Origin of the sequence: Streptomyces sp. NPDC001270 (assembly GCF_042896695.1) — a bacterium.
GTDB lineage: Bacteria > Actinomycetota > Actinomycetes > Streptomycetales > Streptomycetaceae > Streptomyces.
On record NZ_JBIAXM010000027.1, the window covers coordinates 84,494 to 99,065 of the forward strand.

A 14,572-nucleotide genomic window follows, 5' to 3' on the forward strand; every position below is an offset into this window, starting at 1 on the left:
CGCGGGCGGAGTCGGGCCGGGTCGGGCACCGACCTCAGTGACCGGCCTCCGCAACCGCGGACTCCGGCTCCCCACTGCCCGCCCCGGCCGCCACCACTGCCGTACGCCGCTCGCGCCCCGCCAGCCGGCATGCCACGCATCCCACGTGCCCGTCCCGCGCGCCGGCGTCCCGGACCCGCATGCCCCAGGTCTCCCGGGGCCGCGGCCCGGGCGGCTTGCCCCAGCCCACGAGGTGCAGCACCCAGGTGACCAGGACGGCCACGGCGACGATCCCGGTCCCGCCGCCCACCACCGCGGCGGAGGCCATGACCACGCCCAGGCCCGCCACCGTGGACCCGACGGTCGCGATGAGGGCACCGGTCCAACCGGCGACCGTGTGTCCCTCGTCGTGCTGTCCGCTCACGTTCCCGCCTCCGTTCGTCGGCAGGGCGAGTCCGCCCGCTCGGCGTGAGGGCCTAAACTCCCTCACCACGTAAGGAATTTACTCCCACATCCCTCACCAGCTAAGGTAATTGAGAAACATGGACGCCAAGCCGGACACCGCCGCCACCCCGGCACAGGCGCTGTCGGCGATGGACCACCTGATCGCGGCCCATCTCATCGCACAGCAGGAGATCGCCCGCCGCCTCGGCCTGAACGTCACGGACCTCACCTGTTTCGGCTTCGTCCTGGAGGCCGGCGACGACCTGCTCACCGCCGGCGACCTCGCGACCCGCGCCCATGTCACCACGGGTGCCGTGACCGGAATCCTCAACCGCCTGGAACGCGCCGGTTACGTCAGCCGCCGTCCCGACCCGGCCGACCGCCGACGGGTCCGCGTGGCCGCCGTACCGGATGCCGTCGCCCGCGTCGAAACCGTCTACGCGGGCCACTACCAGCGCCTCACCGCCCTGTTCACCGACTGCTCCCCCGGTGAACTCACCGTCATCACCGACTGGTTCACCCGCGCGACGGCGCTGGCCCACGCGTACCTGGAGAAGCTCAACCGGAACGATCCGGGCGGGACGGGAGAGTGGCGACCTCAGCAGTGCTGACCTCGGCAGTGCTGACCTCAGCAGTGCTGACCTCAGCAGTGCTGACCTCGACAGCGCTGACCTCGACAGCGCTGACCTCGGCAGGGGCGCCGCGGAACGGCTGGGGCCGCCCCCGCGATACGGCTAGGGTCACTCCCATGGGTGCCGCCACAGCCGCCATGGTCACTGCCGTCGTCGGGGTCCTCGGCACCCTGTTCGCGCCGCTGATCACCAGTTGGACGGCCAAGCGCCGCCGGGCGGAGGACAGCCGCGCCGAGGAGGCGAGACGGCGCTTCGAGGAGCGGCGGGCCGCCTACACGGCGATGAACCGGGCCTCCCGCCACTTCCACACCATGCTGAAGGACGCCCTGCACCGCCTGCGGGACGGGGTCTACAGCGACGACGACCGCGTCCAGGTCGAGGAGGCCCGGCGGGACTACCGCGACCGCTACGCCGAGGCACAGATGATCGTCCCCGAGGCGGTGCTCAGGTCGTCCCGCGAGGTGAACGCCGTCCTGGCCGCGGTCGACGCCACCGCCAAACGCATCGACCGGGGCCGGGCGGGAGAAGGGGAGAGCGCGGAACAGGCCCTGCTGACCCTGAAGACCGCGGAGCCCAGGCTCACCACCATGCGCCGCGTCATGCGCGAGGATCTGGGCCTGCCGGACTGACAAGGAATCATCGCAGGTCAGGGCCGTTCCGTACGGATGTCACCGGTGATCGCGACACCGATGTCGCCGCCCGCCGCCACCGACCGCTCCCCGGATGCCGTGACCGACACCCCGCCGCCGGCGGGCAGCAGGGCGGTCAGTTCGCGCAGCAGCTCCGCGTCGTCCCGCAGGACCCGCTTGATCTGCTGGCGCAGGGCCGCCGCCGCGTCCGCGTCGTCCGGTTCCGCGACCGCGTCGCCGACCGCGGCCTCCAGCTCGGCACGCCCCTGCGCGTCCCGGCGCCGCCATACGGCCTGCAACAGGCGACGACCGGCATTCGCCGTCGCGTCCACCGCCGAGTTCTCGGCCCGGGTCAACACCCCTGCGCCATAGGCACCCAGAGCCGCCGTCAGATACGGCCCGGCCTGCCCCAGAAACTGAACAATCTCCGCACTCACGCTCTGCCCCTCAACTCCGGCCTTCAACTCCGGCCCTCAACTCCGGCCCTCAACTCTGGCCCCTCATCCCTTACCCCTGTGCGTCCACCCCTGCGCGTCCACCCATTTCATGATCACTCCTTTTCATGATCACGCCTTTCGCGTCGAGTCCAGGGCAGCTGCCGCAACTCTCCGCATCGTCGGCGGTGTTGCGCCAAGCTCTACGCGTTGCGGATGCTGTGGAACACGGCCGGAGCGCACCCGGAGGAGAAGCACAGTGGACGAGCGACCTCCCGGCGACGACCACGCGCTGTCCGGGGACCTGCTGCCCCCGGACGACACGGTGGGCGCCGTGTCCGTGAGCATCGGCCTGCGGCCCATCGCGGACGACGTGCTGGGAGAGCGCCGTGACCTGGCCCTGGCGCTCCGCAGATGCTTCGAGGTGCTCGACATCTCCGTACGCAGGTACGCCGTCACGCGCCGCTACCACGCGAGCAGCGTCAGCCGGTATCTCAGCGGGGACACGGTCGCGCCGGACAACTTCATCGCCACGCTGATGGACGACGTCGGCAGGAAACTCGGTCGCCCGATGGCCCAGGAAGCGCGGCTTCGCGTGACGGGGCTGCAACGCGCGGCCCTGAAGGCGACCAGCAGCCGGGCCTGGAAGGTCCAGTACCTGGAGGACCAACTGGTCACCGCTCTCCACGAGAAGGACCTGGCCAGGACCCAGGCCGACGCGGTGGCCACGGCCCTTCAGCAGTCGCAGGAGCACGTGGCGAGGCTGGAGGCGGAACGGGCGGAACTCACCCGGACGGCGTCGGACCACCAGCTCATCGGCGTCGAGCTGGACCTGTTGCGCGCGGAGCAACACCGGGAACGCACCGAGCGGGACGCGCTGCACCAGCGGGTGGCAGACCTGGAAAAGGCACTCGAAGCGGCCGAACGACGTGTTGCGCGGGCCGAGCAACGCTGCGTCGATCTGGAACACCAGTTGCTCGCCGCCGATGCCACGGCGGCCGATGAGGAACACCGGGACAGGCGGCAGGCCGAGGAGAACAGGGAGCGGGAGCAGGCGGAACTCGACGCTCTGCGCGAAGAAGTGGCGCGACTGCGGGCAGCCACGCCGGGGACCAGGACACCGGAAGGAACCACGGGACGGGACGGAACGACAACGACGGCAGCGGCGACGACGGGGTCGGATCCGACGGCGGCGACGGATACGACGACAGAGACGGAAACGGAAACGGGGGCCCACCGCGCGCCGACTCCCCGCGGGGATCTCGTGGCGACCGGCGCGGCCGGTTCCCCCACCGCGGTCCGCCGGGACTTCACGGCCGCTCCGTCGAGCGTCACGATCGTCTTCTCCGGCGCCAACCGGCCCTGGGCGGCGTGGATCGCGCAGTGCCTGGAGCGCCACGGTCACCGGATCACGCTCCAGCACTGGGACCCGCCGCACCAGGTCCCCCTGGAGGATTCGCTGGGCGACCTGCTCCGGTCCAGCGTGCGCGTGCTGCTCGTCCTCAACGACGGGTTCTTCGAGATCGGCCCGCGGCCCGCGGGCGAGTGGGACGCGGTACTGCGCGGTTTCGTCGCGGCCCACTCCGACCGCTTCGCGGCCGTCAGCCTGACCAACCGGGCGCTGCCCCCGGCGACCGCGGTGCTGGAACCGGCCGGCCTGTGGGGGCTGAGCGAGGAGGAGGCCGAGGACCGCCTGCTGAGCAGGCTCGGCCTGGAACGCGCCCGCACCCAGCGGGCCCTGACCCGCTACCCGGAGACGAACTGCGAGGTCTGGGGCGAGGTCCCGCGCCGCAACCCGCGCTTCACCGGCCGCGACCACCTGCTGACCGACATCCACCAGCGGCTGGCCGACGCTGAGCGCGGCGCCGCCGCCTGCACCCTGCTCGGCATGTCCGGCGTCGGCAAGACCCAGCTCGCCGCCGAGTACGCGCACCGCTTCAACACCGCCTACGACCTGGTGTGGTGGGTGAACTCCGACGATCGCGCCGGCCAGCGCGACCGTCTCGGCGAACTCGCCGTCAAGCTCGGTCTGCCCGTCGGCGGTGAACCCGAGGAACGCATCCGCGCCGTCCGGGACGCCCTGCGCCGCGGCCACCCGTACGCCAACTGGCTGGTGGTCTTCGACGGCTGGGACGACACCGAGGGCGTGGGCGCGCTGCTCCCCGAGGGATCCGGGCACATCCTCGTCACCTCACGGAACCGGACGTGGGGCGACCACATGGACGTCGTGGAGATCCCCGCGTTCCTGCGCGCGGAGTCCACGGCCTACCTGATGCGGCGCGCCCCGCAGCTCACCTCCGCCGAGGCGGACGAGGTCGCCGCCGAGTTCGGCGACGTACCGCTGCCCCTGGTGCAGGCCGCCGCCTGGCTCGGTGAATCCGGCATGGATGCGTCCGAATACCTGCGGATGGTCCGCGAACGCAGGCTCTCCACCGTGGACGAACCCGGCACCGGCGACGGCTTCCCGCAGTCCTCCATGACCTCCTGGTCGATCCTGCTCAACCGGCTCCGCCGCACCGAACCCCGGGCCCTGGACGTCCTCGGCCTGTGCACGGCGTTCGCACCCGGCCCCATTCCGCTCGGCCTCGTCCACGCCTACCCGGGGACCGACCTGCCCGAGGAACTGCGCTGGATGACCGACGACCTGCCCGCCTGGACCCACGCCCTGGACACCCTGGTCACCTACTCGGTGCTCACCCGCGGCCACCCCGGCGATCCGGCCGGCGCCGAGGCGGACCCGTCCGGGGAGACCGTGCACATGCACCGCCTCGTCCACGACATCGTCTCCAAGCTGATCGACGGCAACGGCAACGGCAACGGCCACAGCCACGGCGACGGCCGCGCCGATTACCGCAGGGCCGTCCGCACCCTGCTCGCGGCGGCCGACCCCGGCAACCCGGAGGACAGCAGGAACTGGCCCAGGTACGCCGATCTGCTGCCGCACCTGGAGCCCTCCGGAGCGCTGGGCAGCGACCGGAACCCGGTCCAGCGGACGGTCCTGAACTGCCTGCGCTACTCCCTCCTCGGCGGGGACCACCGAGCCGGACTGGCCCTGGCCCGACAGGTCCGCACCCGCTGGTCCACGACCATGGACCCGCTGACCGAGCCCATGCTCGACCTCGCCGACCAGGAGAGCGCCCTGCTGCAGGCAGGCGGCAGGTTCCGTGAGGCGTACGAACTGGCCCGGGGCGTCCTCGAACGGCTGGAGGCCGCTCCGCGGCGCAACCCGCTCGGCGAGCTGACCGCCAAGCGCGCCGTGGCCGGCGGCCTGCGTCACTTCGGGCGGTACCAGGAGGCGTTCGAGGCGCAGCACGAAGTCTTCCAGGACACCCTCGACCGGCTCGGCCCCGCGGAGTCCGCCACCCTGGCCGCCCAGCACGACCTCGGTGTCGGCCTGCGGCTTCTCGGCCGGTACGAGGAGGCGTACGAGCTGGACACGCAGACCCTGGCGCGGCGGGAACACGCCTTCGGCGGACGCCACATCAGCACGCTGGACTCGGGCAACGCCGTCACCCACGGTCTGCGGCTCCTCGGCCGCCACCAGGCCGCGCTCACCCGCCAGGAGTACTTCGTCCGGCTCCACACGCAAGTGCTCGGCGAGCAGCATCCGCAGACGCTTGAGGCAAGGTTCCAGCTGGCCCTGTGCCTCCGCCACTCCGACGCCCGCGGCCCGGACGTCGCGGCCTCACTGGCCGAACTCCTGACACAACTGGAGCAGGCGTACGGCCGGGAGCACCACCGGACGCTGTCCTGCCGCACGGCCTACGGCAACTGCCTGCGGGAGTCCGGCGATCCGGGCCGGGCACGCGACCTGATCGTGGAGGCGGAGTCCGGCTACCGCTCCCTGCTCGGCCCCGCCCATCCCGTCACCACCGGCATGCTCTCCAACACCGGAGTGGTCATGCTGGCCATGGGCGAACGCACCGAGGCGCTGGCGCTGTTCGAGGCCGCGCTGGCCGGTCTCACCGCCACCCTCGGCGCCGACCACCCCACCACCCTGGGCTGCGCCCTGAACACGGCGAACGCACGCAACGCCAACGACCGTGTGGCCGAGGCCCACCGGTTGAGCGCGGACACCTGCGACCGGGCGCGGTCCGTCCTGGGCGTCGAGCACCCGCTCACCCTGTTGTGCCAGGTCGCCCTCGCCGCCGACCTGCGCGCCACGGACGAACGAAAGCACGCGGAAAAGCTGGAGGAGGCAGCCCTGACAACGCTGATACGCACCCTGGGCACCCAACACCCCCACACCCTCACAGCCCGCCGACGGACCCGTCCCTACTGGGACTACGAGGCGTACGTAGGCTGATCACCGCCCGCCGGCCGAAGGCCCGAACCCCTCACCGACCCCTCTGATTCGCCCCCCTCCGGCCGAATCCCCTGGCCGAATCCCCGGCCGGACACAAGGTGCCAAATACATGAAACCGGACTAAACTAACCCCAAAATCATGAATTGGGACGTCCGGGCCGTTGAAGTTCCCCGAGTCGAGGAACTCCGGCCGTTGATGTCGCCCACGCGCACCGCGTGGCACGGCCTGGCGGCACCGGTGCCGTGACGTTGCTTTTCAGATCCGAGCGGTGATACCGACCGTCCCGCGCGTGCTCCTCTCTGCGGCGGCGGCCACTGGCGCGCCCTCCGGCGCGCGAGACGATGGAAGGAAAGGCGGGCGTTCCCATGCGAGCGCAACGCACGAGGCATCTCCTCGCGATATCCGCTGCCGGGATTCTGATCGCCGGTGGCACCGCGATCGGCACAGCGGGCACCGCTTCGGCGACCCCGACCCACACGAACTCTTCGTATTCACACAACTACAACGAGTATTACGGCAACTGCTACTTCAACGCCTACTACGGCTACGTCTGCTACGGCGGCGGCTACGGAGGCTACGGAGGCTACGGAGGCGGATACGGCCACGGCGGTTATGGCCACGGCGGTTATGGCCACGGCGGCTACGGCGGCGGTTATGGCCACGGTGGCTACGGCGGTCACGGCGGCTACGGCGGCCACGGAGGCCACGGACGCTGACCGAACCCAGCCGATGACGCCCTGCAACCGAAAGGCCCCGGCAATCACCGGGGCCCTCCGCCCTACGGGCACCCCCGGGTGACCGCCGAGGTCCGCCGCACCGGTCAACCGGCCGTCGGGGGGTGGTAGCGGGCGACTGCGGTCGCGGCCGTTGCTGTACTTCGCCGCTGTACCGAACCAGGACTTCAACGCATGTAATTCGCTGCTGTACGCCCCCGAAATGCGAGAGGCCCCGGATCTCTCCAGGACCTCTCGCCTATGTGCACTCGGCAGGATTCGAACCTGCAACCTTCTGATCCGTAGGTGGATATCACCCCACCGATGCTCCGCCCGACGAGCCGCGAAAAGTGCGAAATTCCGGCGAAAGACGCCCGAACGAAGACGCGGAACTACCGCGCCCGTGAGGACGGGCGAGCAGAGGGAGGGAAGTACACGGAAGCCGGCCGCTGCGGCCCGCCAGCGTCGGACGAAGGGGACCCGAGCTCAACATCGGTCCCAGGCCGCCGATGCATCCCCTGCTGGGCTGCCAGGACAGCAGTACCAACAGCAGTAATCATTGAGGCGCCTGCCGCCCCGCCGAATAGACCGCTCGCGACTTTGTCCCGCGAAACCGTGGCAGCAACGGCAGTTGCTGCAAAGCCTACCGTTGCTACACCCGAAGCAATCTGATAGGCGAGTTTCTTTTGGTTGGCCGCCTGGCCCGGTTCCGGCATTTCATCCCTTTCGCGAGTGTTGAGTGAGCTAAGCCCACTGTTCGCGTTCTACAACGCTTGTGACGAGCGCTTGGTTCAGTCGATCTCCACCAGTCCCTCTCCCCCCGCTCCCGTCAGCGGAAAGCCGGCAACGGTGAAAGGTCGGCTCCGCGGCCTTGGGCTGGAGCCGCCATGGGACGAGCGATCGGCAGCGGGCAGCACCAGCACCACCCGACCGGACCCGTTGCCGTACTTCGCTGCTGCACGCCCTGGAAATGCAAGAGGCCCCGGATCTCTCCGGGGCCTCTCACCTGTGTGCACTCGGCAGGATTCGAACCTGCAACCTTCTGATCCGTAGTCAGATGCTCTATCCGTTAAGCTACGAGTGCTTGTTTTGTTCTGCTTTCCCTGCCGCTTCCCGACCCTCTGGGCCGCTCCTGGCGACAGGAAGAACATTACATGACTGCCGCTGCCATGTGAAATCCGTTCCGCTCACCCCTTGTGACCTGGGAAAACAGCCAGATGGTGGGCTCGGGCGGACGTAAGGACGGGTCGGACGGCCGGATCGGTCCGACGCCCCAGCGGGGCGGCGGGGCGAGGGGCCGGTGGTGGTACCGGCCCGTACGGGCCGCCGCGTTCCCCTGCCGGATGGATGTGAACGCGGAGCTGTCGACCTGGGCACCGGTCGACCGCGTGGTCGACCGGTGCGGTGGGCGGTGCGGTGCACGACTGGCGGCGGGCGCGTGCCGCAGGGGCGTCCCGGTTCACGGGGGTGCCGGTGGAAAGCCCGGCCGGACGACGCCGAGGACGGCCGACTGCCACCGAGTAAAGAAGGAAGAGAAACGAAAGAGAAGGAAGGAGAAGGGGAGCGGAGAAAGGGTTGGGGAAGCGGCTTGGGAAATGCCCTGGGCATGACTCAGGGAGTCCAACCGACATCGGCTGAACTCCCTGAGTCAGAGAGCGGAGGCGGAGGGATTTGAACCCTCGATGGGCTTTAAGGCCCAAACCGCATTAGCAGTGCGGCGCCATAGACCGGACTAGGCGACGCCTCCAGCACTACCTCCCACGCGAGCGCGCGAGTGGTGCGTGCAGATGATGACACAGTCGAGCGTGCTGTCACCAATCGGCTCCCACGGTACTAGGCAGTCGGGCCGCAGAGCAAAGCCCTCGCCCACCGCGCCCGGCCCCGCAACGTCCGGCGGTCTGCCGCGTTGATCAGGTCATGTTGCTGGTCATCTCGCGCACCGTCGGCTCCGCCGCCGCCCTCGCCGCCGCCGCCGTCACGGCGCTCGCCACGCTCACCGCGCTGTCCGCGGCGCCCGCCGTCGCCGCCGCGCCCCGCACCACCGCGCCCGCCGTCGCCGCCGTCCCCGCGCCGGCCGCCCCGCCCGCCTCCGCCGCAGCGCCGCCGCCCGTCCGGGACGAGGACCGGGCCGGCGGATCCGAGTCCCGATCCCGACCCGGGTCCGGGTCCGGCGACCGGTTGACCATCACCGTCGAGCACGCGGGCCGGGGGCACGACGGGACGTACGAACTGTCCTGCCACCCCGCCGCCGGCAGCCACCCGGACCTGCGGGGCGCCTGCGCCGCCGTCGACAAGAACACCCGTTGGGGCAGCGAGCCGTTCGCGCCCGTGCCGGAGGGCAGCGTCTGCACCATGCTGTACGGCGGGCCGGCGACCGCCCGTGTCACCGGCACCTGGGCCGGACGCCCGGTGGACGCCACGTACAACCGCAGCGACGGCTGCCAGACCGCGCGGTGGAACCGGATGGTGCCGTTCCTGCCGGACCTGGGCTCCTGAGCGTCCGCACCGATCGGGTGACCGGGGGCGCACCGGCGATTCGTGGCGGAATCCCCCGGTCCCGTAAACGTCCAGCAAAGGTCTCGCGAAGCGGAGGCATGCGGTCACACGTTCCCCGTCACTTCGTCGTGCGACCTCCCTCTCATCCGGCATCGCGAGCGCAATCGCTGCCTTTAGACTCCCTCGCGTGACACGCTGCGGGCCGGTTGGCAAGATGGCACGAGCGGTCGGCAAGGTGCGGTAACAGGGAGGAAGCGTCTCGTGAGCAGCAGGCCATCCCGAGGCGCTGCTCGCCTCGCAGCCATACTCGACGCGCTGCCCGACGCGTTGGTGCTGGTCAACGCCAATGGGACCGTCGTCAACGCCAACTCCATCGCCCTGGAGGCGTTCGAGGCCCCGGGCACCGCCCTGGTGGGGCGCGGGCTGCTCGATCTGCTGCCCCAGTTCGACTCCCGGCTGATCCCGGGCTCCATGCGACGCCCCGGCCACGTCGACACCCGCGGGCGCACCAAGCCCACGCGGATGATCGCCCGGCGCACCGACGGCGGCGAGTTCCCCGTCGAGGTCACCAGCGCCAACCTGGAGAACGGTCAGCAGGCGTACGACGGTTACGGCTACACCGGCGACGAACTGCTGATGCTCGTCGTGCGCGACCTGTCCGGGACCGTGGACACCGAGGCCGAGCTGGCGCGCTCGCAGCGGCAGACCGAGATGATCCTGCGGGCCGCCGCGGAAGGCGTGGTGGGCACCGACACCGACGGGCGGATCGTCCTCGTCAACCCGGCCGCCGCCCAGATCCTCGGTTACCGCGCCGGTGAACTCGGCGGCAAGGAGCTGCACACCCTCGTACTGCACTCGCGCCCCGACGGCTCCCCGTTCCCGTACGAGGAGTCGCCGCTCGCCGACACCCTGCGGTCCGGGCGCAAGCACCGGGTGCGCGGGCAGGTGCTGTGGTCCAAGGGCGACAAAAAGGTGCCGGTCGACCTGACGACCGCGCCCGTGCGCGACGGCGACCAGCTCGTCGGCGCCGTGATGACCTTCACCGACCGGCGGCCCTACGACGCCCTGGCCGACGAGAAGGCCGCCTCGGACCAGCAGCACGCGCAGCAGCTGGAACGGCTCTCCGAGGACCACGCCTCCGATCTCACCGCCCTGCGCCAGCAGCACGTGGCCGAACTGGAGGAGTTGCGCGAGCGGCACGCGGAGGAGTTGGCCTCCGGCGAGGAGCGGTACGCCGCACTCGGCGAACGGGAGAAGGACCGCTACGAGGCCCTGTCCGGCCGGCACGAACAGCTGCTCACGCTGCTCGCCGGCTCCCTGCGCGGCCCCCTCGACGAGTTGCGCCGCGACCTGGCGGCCCTCGCCGCCGACGACGCCGGCCAGCTGTGGCCGGAGGCCAACCAGGTGCTCCACCACCTGTCCGCGGGCTACTCGCGCATCACCCAGCTGATCGACAACGTCCTCGGCTACCAGCGGCTCGACGCGGGCACGGAGAACGTCGCCCGTACGAAGGTGATGCTCGACTCGGTCGTCGCCGCCGGCGTCGACGGTGCCGGCGAACTGATCGGGCCCGGCCGGGTGCAGTTCGCCGTGCACGCGCCGCCCATCGAGGCCGAGGTCGACCCGCAGCGGCTCGCGACCGCGCTCGCCCACCTCATCGCGGACGTCGCCGGGGTCGACGCGACGGGCAACGCGCCCGTGTCGACCGGGGGTTACCTGGACAACACCGTGGTGGTGGCCGCCGCGCAGCGCGGCGAGGTGGTACGGATCGAGGTGCGCGGCCCGTACTCCGGAGGAGATCCGGTGCACGAGCCGATCGTGCGCGGAATCGTCAGAGCCCACGGCGGCGTGCTGCAGACCCACGAGGTGCCGGGCATGAGCGGCAACGCGTACGTGCTCGAAGTGCCGCTCGGCGGCGGAGCGGGCGCCGTCCAGGCGCCGCCCCTGCCCGCGGTCGCCGCCGGCGGGCCGGCACCGGCCGAGCAGACCTCGGGCGGCGGACGGCGGCGGGCCCGGCGGTCCTCCGTGGACGCCTTCCTGGACAGCGAGGTCCCCGGCGAGTCCGGTGACGAGACGGAGGCGCCCGCCCCGACCGGGCGGCGCAGGCGGCGGGCGGCCGAGGAGACCGCGTCGGGTCCCGCGGGCCCGGCGGAGGGCGCGGAGGTCTCTTCCTCCGGCACGGGTCGGCGGCGCGGACGCCCCGCCGATGACACCGGCGACGAGGACGGGCACGGCAACGGGGACGACGGGGTCTCCGAGGGTGCCGTCATGACGGCGGCCGAGCATGCGGCGGGAACCGCCGCGGTGGGCAGTGGCCTCGGTGGGACCGTGCCGCCGCAGGGCGTGCCCGCGCCCCCCGGACGGCGCGCCCGGCACGAGAGCGGCGAACCGCAGGCCGCGCTGCCGCCCGCGCTGCCTGCCGCGGGCACCCAGCAGGCGCCGGAGGCCGGGGCCGGGCCTGCCGCACTGCCGGCCGCGGGTTCCGCGCCGGCCGAGGACGAGCAGCCGACCGGGCGGCGGCGCCGCGCGCTGGCCGCGGCGGCGGAGCGCGCCGCGGCGCAGGAGGCGGGCGCGCGTCCGGTGTTCGCGCTGCCGCCCGCCGATGCGGACCGCTCACCCGTTCCCGGCGCCGGGAACGGCCACGGGAATGGTCATGAGAACGGCCACGGACACGGCCACCGGAACGGGCCGGGCCAAGGGGATGTGGAAGGGGCCGGGGACGGGACCGGGCAGGGGGCGTCCGCGGGTCGCGGGTCGGTCACGGGTCGGGGGTCGGCAGCGGGCCAGGTGCCCGGCGCCGGTCCCGTACCCGGGCAGCCGCCGGTGCCCGCGCAGGGGCCGCTGCCGGTTCCCGCGGTGCCGACGCCCGCTCAGGGGCAGGTGCCCGCTCAGGGGCGGGTGCCCGCTCAGGGGCAGGTGCCCGGTCAGGGGCAGGTGCCCGGTCAGGGGCAGGTGCCCGGTCAGGGGCAGGTGCCGGCCGTCGGTCCGGCGCCGGTGCCGGGTGCGGGCGTACCCGGCGACCACGGCCGGCACGACGCCGTACCGCACGACCAGGCCGAGGACCACACCCCGCCCCAGCCGCACCCCACCACCGCGCCGACCGGCCGTCGGCGGCGGGCCATGGCCCAGCCGGGAGAGGCTCCGGCGGCGCCGGGCACGCCCGCGCAGGGCGTGCCGGTCCAGCCGGCCGGGACGGCACAAGCAGCGCAGGCGGCACAGCCGTTCGCCCCTGTGCCGCCGGGTGCCGCGGTTCCGCCGCCCGCTGCGGCCCTGCCAGGCCCGCAGGACCAGCCCGGCCTGCTCCCAGCCGCCCAGCCGCTGCCCGCGGAGTCGGCCCCCGCCGCGCTCCCGGCCGGGGCCCCACCCGCCGCCGGCACCCCGGCGACGGACACGCCACCGTCCGGCACCCCCACGACCGGCACCCCAGCGGCCGGCGCACTGTCATCCGCCACGCCGTCGTCCGTCACCCCGGCGTCCGGCACACCGTTGCCTCCGGAGCACGCCGGTGCCCAGCCGCGCGCGGCCCAGCCGCTGCCCGCCGAGGCGACCGGCGCCCCGGTGGACCCGAACTCGACACAGGGCCGGGCGATCAGTGTGCGCACGCTGGGGCAGGGCGTGCCGTTCAGCAGCCAGGCCGCCCAGGTGCAGCAGCCGACGGCCACGCCTCCCCCGCACGGCCCGAACGCCGCCGGCCGTCGCCGCAAACTGGGCACCCGGCCGGATCCGGCCGCCGACGCCGAGCAGCGCACCGAGCAGCGCACTGAACAGGGGAGCCGTACGCACCCGCCGGCCGAGCAGCCGTCCGCACAGCCGTCGCCCGCCGGGCAGTCCCGGCTCGCCCCGGGCACCGAGGGCGCCGGACGCTCGTACGCCATCGGCGCCCCGGACGAGAACGCCGCCGAGGGTCCCGAACCACTCGACGGCCCCGGCGGTGCGATCGAGGTCGCTGACCCGCCGCGCCCGCAGCCGATGGACGACGAACTGCCGCCCGAACCGCTGGACAATCCGCGCCGGCTGCTGGTGTGGCCCGCGCCGGACGTCACGACCCAGCAGGCACTGAGCGACCGCGGCTACCGACCGGTGATCGTGCACTCCCGTGAGGAGGTCGACGCGCAGATCGCCGCCTTCCCGGCCGCGCTGTTCGTGGACCCGCTGACCGGGCCGATCACCCGGACCGCGCTCCAGTCGCTGCGCCAGGCCGCGGTGGCGGCGGAGGTACCGGTCCTGGTCACGGCCGGGCTCGGGCAGGCGACCCGGGAGGCCGCGTACGGCGCCGACCCCGCCGTCCTGCTGAAGGCCCTCGCCCCCCGGGACAGCGAGCAGCATCCGCCGCGGGTGTTGCTCATCGAGGAGCACGCGGAGATCGCGCTGGCGCTGACCGCGACGCTGGAGCGGCGCGGGATGCAGGTGGCGCGGGCCGCGAGCGACGCCGACGCGGTGGCCCTGGCCGGGCAACTGCGGCCGAACCTGGTCGTGATGGATCTCCTCCAGGTGCACCGCCGCCAGGCCGGGATCATCGACTGGCTGCGCGCGAACGGCCGGCTCAACCGCACCCCGCTCGTCGTCTACACCGCCGCCGTCGACCAGGCCGACCTGCCGCGGCTGGCCTCCGGCGAGACGGTGCTGTTCCTCGCGGAACGCTCCACCAGCGCCGAGGTGCAGGCCCGCATCGTCGACCTGCTGGCCCGCATCGGCACCAACTAGCCGCTCCGCGGGGGGCGGCGGCGGCAGCGGTGGATGGCCTCAGTGGTGGGGCGGTTGGCCGGTTCTTGCGTTCGCCGTCCGCTGCCGCCGCATCGACGTCGGCAGCGGCGTGGCCGGTCGCACCGTTCCTCGCGCTCCTTCGGGGCGCTGCCAAACCGGTTGGAGATGTATGAGGACCGATCGGAGACGGGTGAGGACCGCGGTCAGAGGCGGGTGACTTCCATTTGACCGTCC

Annotated in this window: 9 protein-coding genes and 2 tRNA genes; 7 read left to right on the plus strand and 4 right to left on the minus strand. The window is 72.5% G+C overall.

Annotation, left to right across the window (positions count from 1 at the left end):
* Nucleotides 1-34: 34 nt before the first annotated feature.
* Nucleotides 35-403 (minus strand): HGxxPAAW family protein, encoded by a 369-nt coding sequence (locus ACFY2B_RS34165; RefSeq protein ID WP_390766946.1) that lies wholly within the window; start codon nucleotides 401-403, stop codon nucleotides 35-37.
* 118 nt (nucleotides 404-521) lie between these two features.
* Between ACFY2B_RS34165 and ACFY2B_RS34170 the strand changes: the two genes are divergently transcribed.
* Genes ACFY2B_RS34170 through ACFY2B_RS34180 form a run of 3 tightly spaced genes read left to right on the plus strand, consistent with a single transcriptional unit; the run spans nucleotide 522 to nucleotide 1,684 of the window.
* The gene (locus tag ACFY2B_RS34170) at nucleotides 522-1,034 is read left to right on the plus strand and encodes a MarR family winged helix-turn-helix transcriptional regulator (protein WP_390766947.1); all 513 of its coding nucleotides are present in this window, start codon (nucleotides 522-524) and stop codon (nucleotides 1,032-1,034) included.
* Nucleotides 994-1,161: a pentapeptide repeat-containing protein gene (locus ACFY2B_RS34175; protein ID WP_390766974.1), complete on the plus strand. Its 168-nt coding sequence runs from the start codon at nucleotides 994-996 to the stop codon at nucleotides 1,159-1,161. The genes ACFY2B_RS34170 and ACFY2B_RS34175 overlap by 41 nt, the downstream gene beginning before the upstream one ends.
* A 10-nt stretch (nucleotides 1,162-1,171) precedes the next feature.
* Complete coding sequence (locus tag ACFY2B_RS34180; RefSeq protein ID WP_390766948.1) at nucleotides 1,172-1,684, plus strand: hypothetical protein; 513 nt, start codon at nucleotides 1,172-1,174, stop codon at nucleotides 1,682-1,684.
* A gap of 17 nt (nucleotides 1,685-1,701) precedes the next feature.
* On the opposite strand, the gene ACFY2B_RS34185 is transcribed toward ACFY2B_RS34180, so the two are convergent.
* Nucleotides 1,702-2,121 (minus strand): hypothetical protein, encoded by a 420-nt coding sequence (locus ACFY2B_RS34185; RefSeq protein WP_390766949.1) that lies wholly within the window; start codon nucleotides 2,119-2,121, stop codon nucleotides 1,702-1,704.
* A 256-nt stretch (nucleotides 2,122-2,377) separates the two neighbouring features.
* Between ACFY2B_RS34185 and fxsT the strand changes: the two genes are divergently transcribed.
* Together fxsT and ACFY2B_RS34195 are read left to right on the plus strand one after the other, a co-directional pair.
* Nucleotides 2,378-6,424, plus strand: coding sequence for an FxSxx-COOH system tetratricopeptide repeat protein (fxsT, locus tag ACFY2B_RS34190; protein ID WP_390766950.1), 4,047 nt, complete (start codon nucleotides 2,378-2,380; stop codon nucleotides 6,422-6,424).
* Nucleotides 6,425-6,790: 366 nt separating this feature from the next.
* A complete protein-coding gene (locus ACFY2B_RS34195; RefSeq protein WP_390766951.1) occupies nucleotides 6,791-7,141 on the plus strand; it encodes a hypothetical protein in 351 nt (116 codons plus the stop codon).
* 1,008 nt (nucleotides 7,142-8,149) lie between these two features.
* Here the strand turns inward: ACFY2B_RS34195 and ACFY2B_RS34200 are convergent.
* A tRNA-Arg gene (locus ACFY2B_RS34200) sits at nucleotides 8,150-8,222 on the minus strand.
* A gap of 572 nt (nucleotides 8,223-8,794) precedes the next feature.
* Nucleotides 8,795-8,885: transfer RNA gene (locus tag ACFY2B_RS34205), tRNA-Ser, on the minus strand.
* A gap of 170 nt (nucleotides 8,886-9,055) precedes the next feature.
* Between ACFY2B_RS34205 and ACFY2B_RS34210 the strand changes: the two genes are divergently transcribed.
* The gene (locus tag ACFY2B_RS34210; RefSeq protein ID WP_390766952.1) at nucleotides 9,056-9,634 is read left to right on the plus strand and encodes an SSI family serine proteinase inhibitor; all 579 of its coding nucleotides are present in this window, start codon (nucleotides 9,056-9,058) and stop codon (nucleotides 9,632-9,634) included.
* Nucleotides 9,635-9,895: 261 nt separating this feature from the next.
* On the plus strand, nucleotides 9,896-14,338 hold the full coding sequence (locus ACFY2B_RS34215) for a PAS domain-containing protein (RefSeq protein WP_390766953.1): 4,443 nt from the start codon (nucleotides 9,896-9,898) through the stop codon (nucleotides 14,336-14,338).
* Nucleotides 14,339-14,572 lie beyond the last annotated feature (234 nt).

Bases quoted from the DNA above. Each gene is read 5' to 3' on its own strand.
- ACFY2B_RS34180 (WP_390766948.1), top strand. From the start codon at position 1,172: ATGGGTGCCGCCACAGCCGCCATGGTCACTGCCGTCGTCGGGGTCCTC.
- ACFY2B_RS34210 (WP_390766952.1), top strand. From the start codon at position 9,056: ATGTTGCTGGTCATCTCGCGCACCGTCGGCTCCGCCGCCGCCCTCGCC.
- ACFY2B_RS34170 (WP_390766947.1), top strand. From the start codon at position 522: ATGGACGCCAAGCCGGACACCGCCGCCACCCCGGCACAGGCGCTGTCG.
- ACFY2B_RS34195 (WP_390766951.1), top strand. From the start codon at position 6,791: ATGCGAGCGCAACGCACGAGGCATCTCCTCGCGATATCCGCTGCCGGG.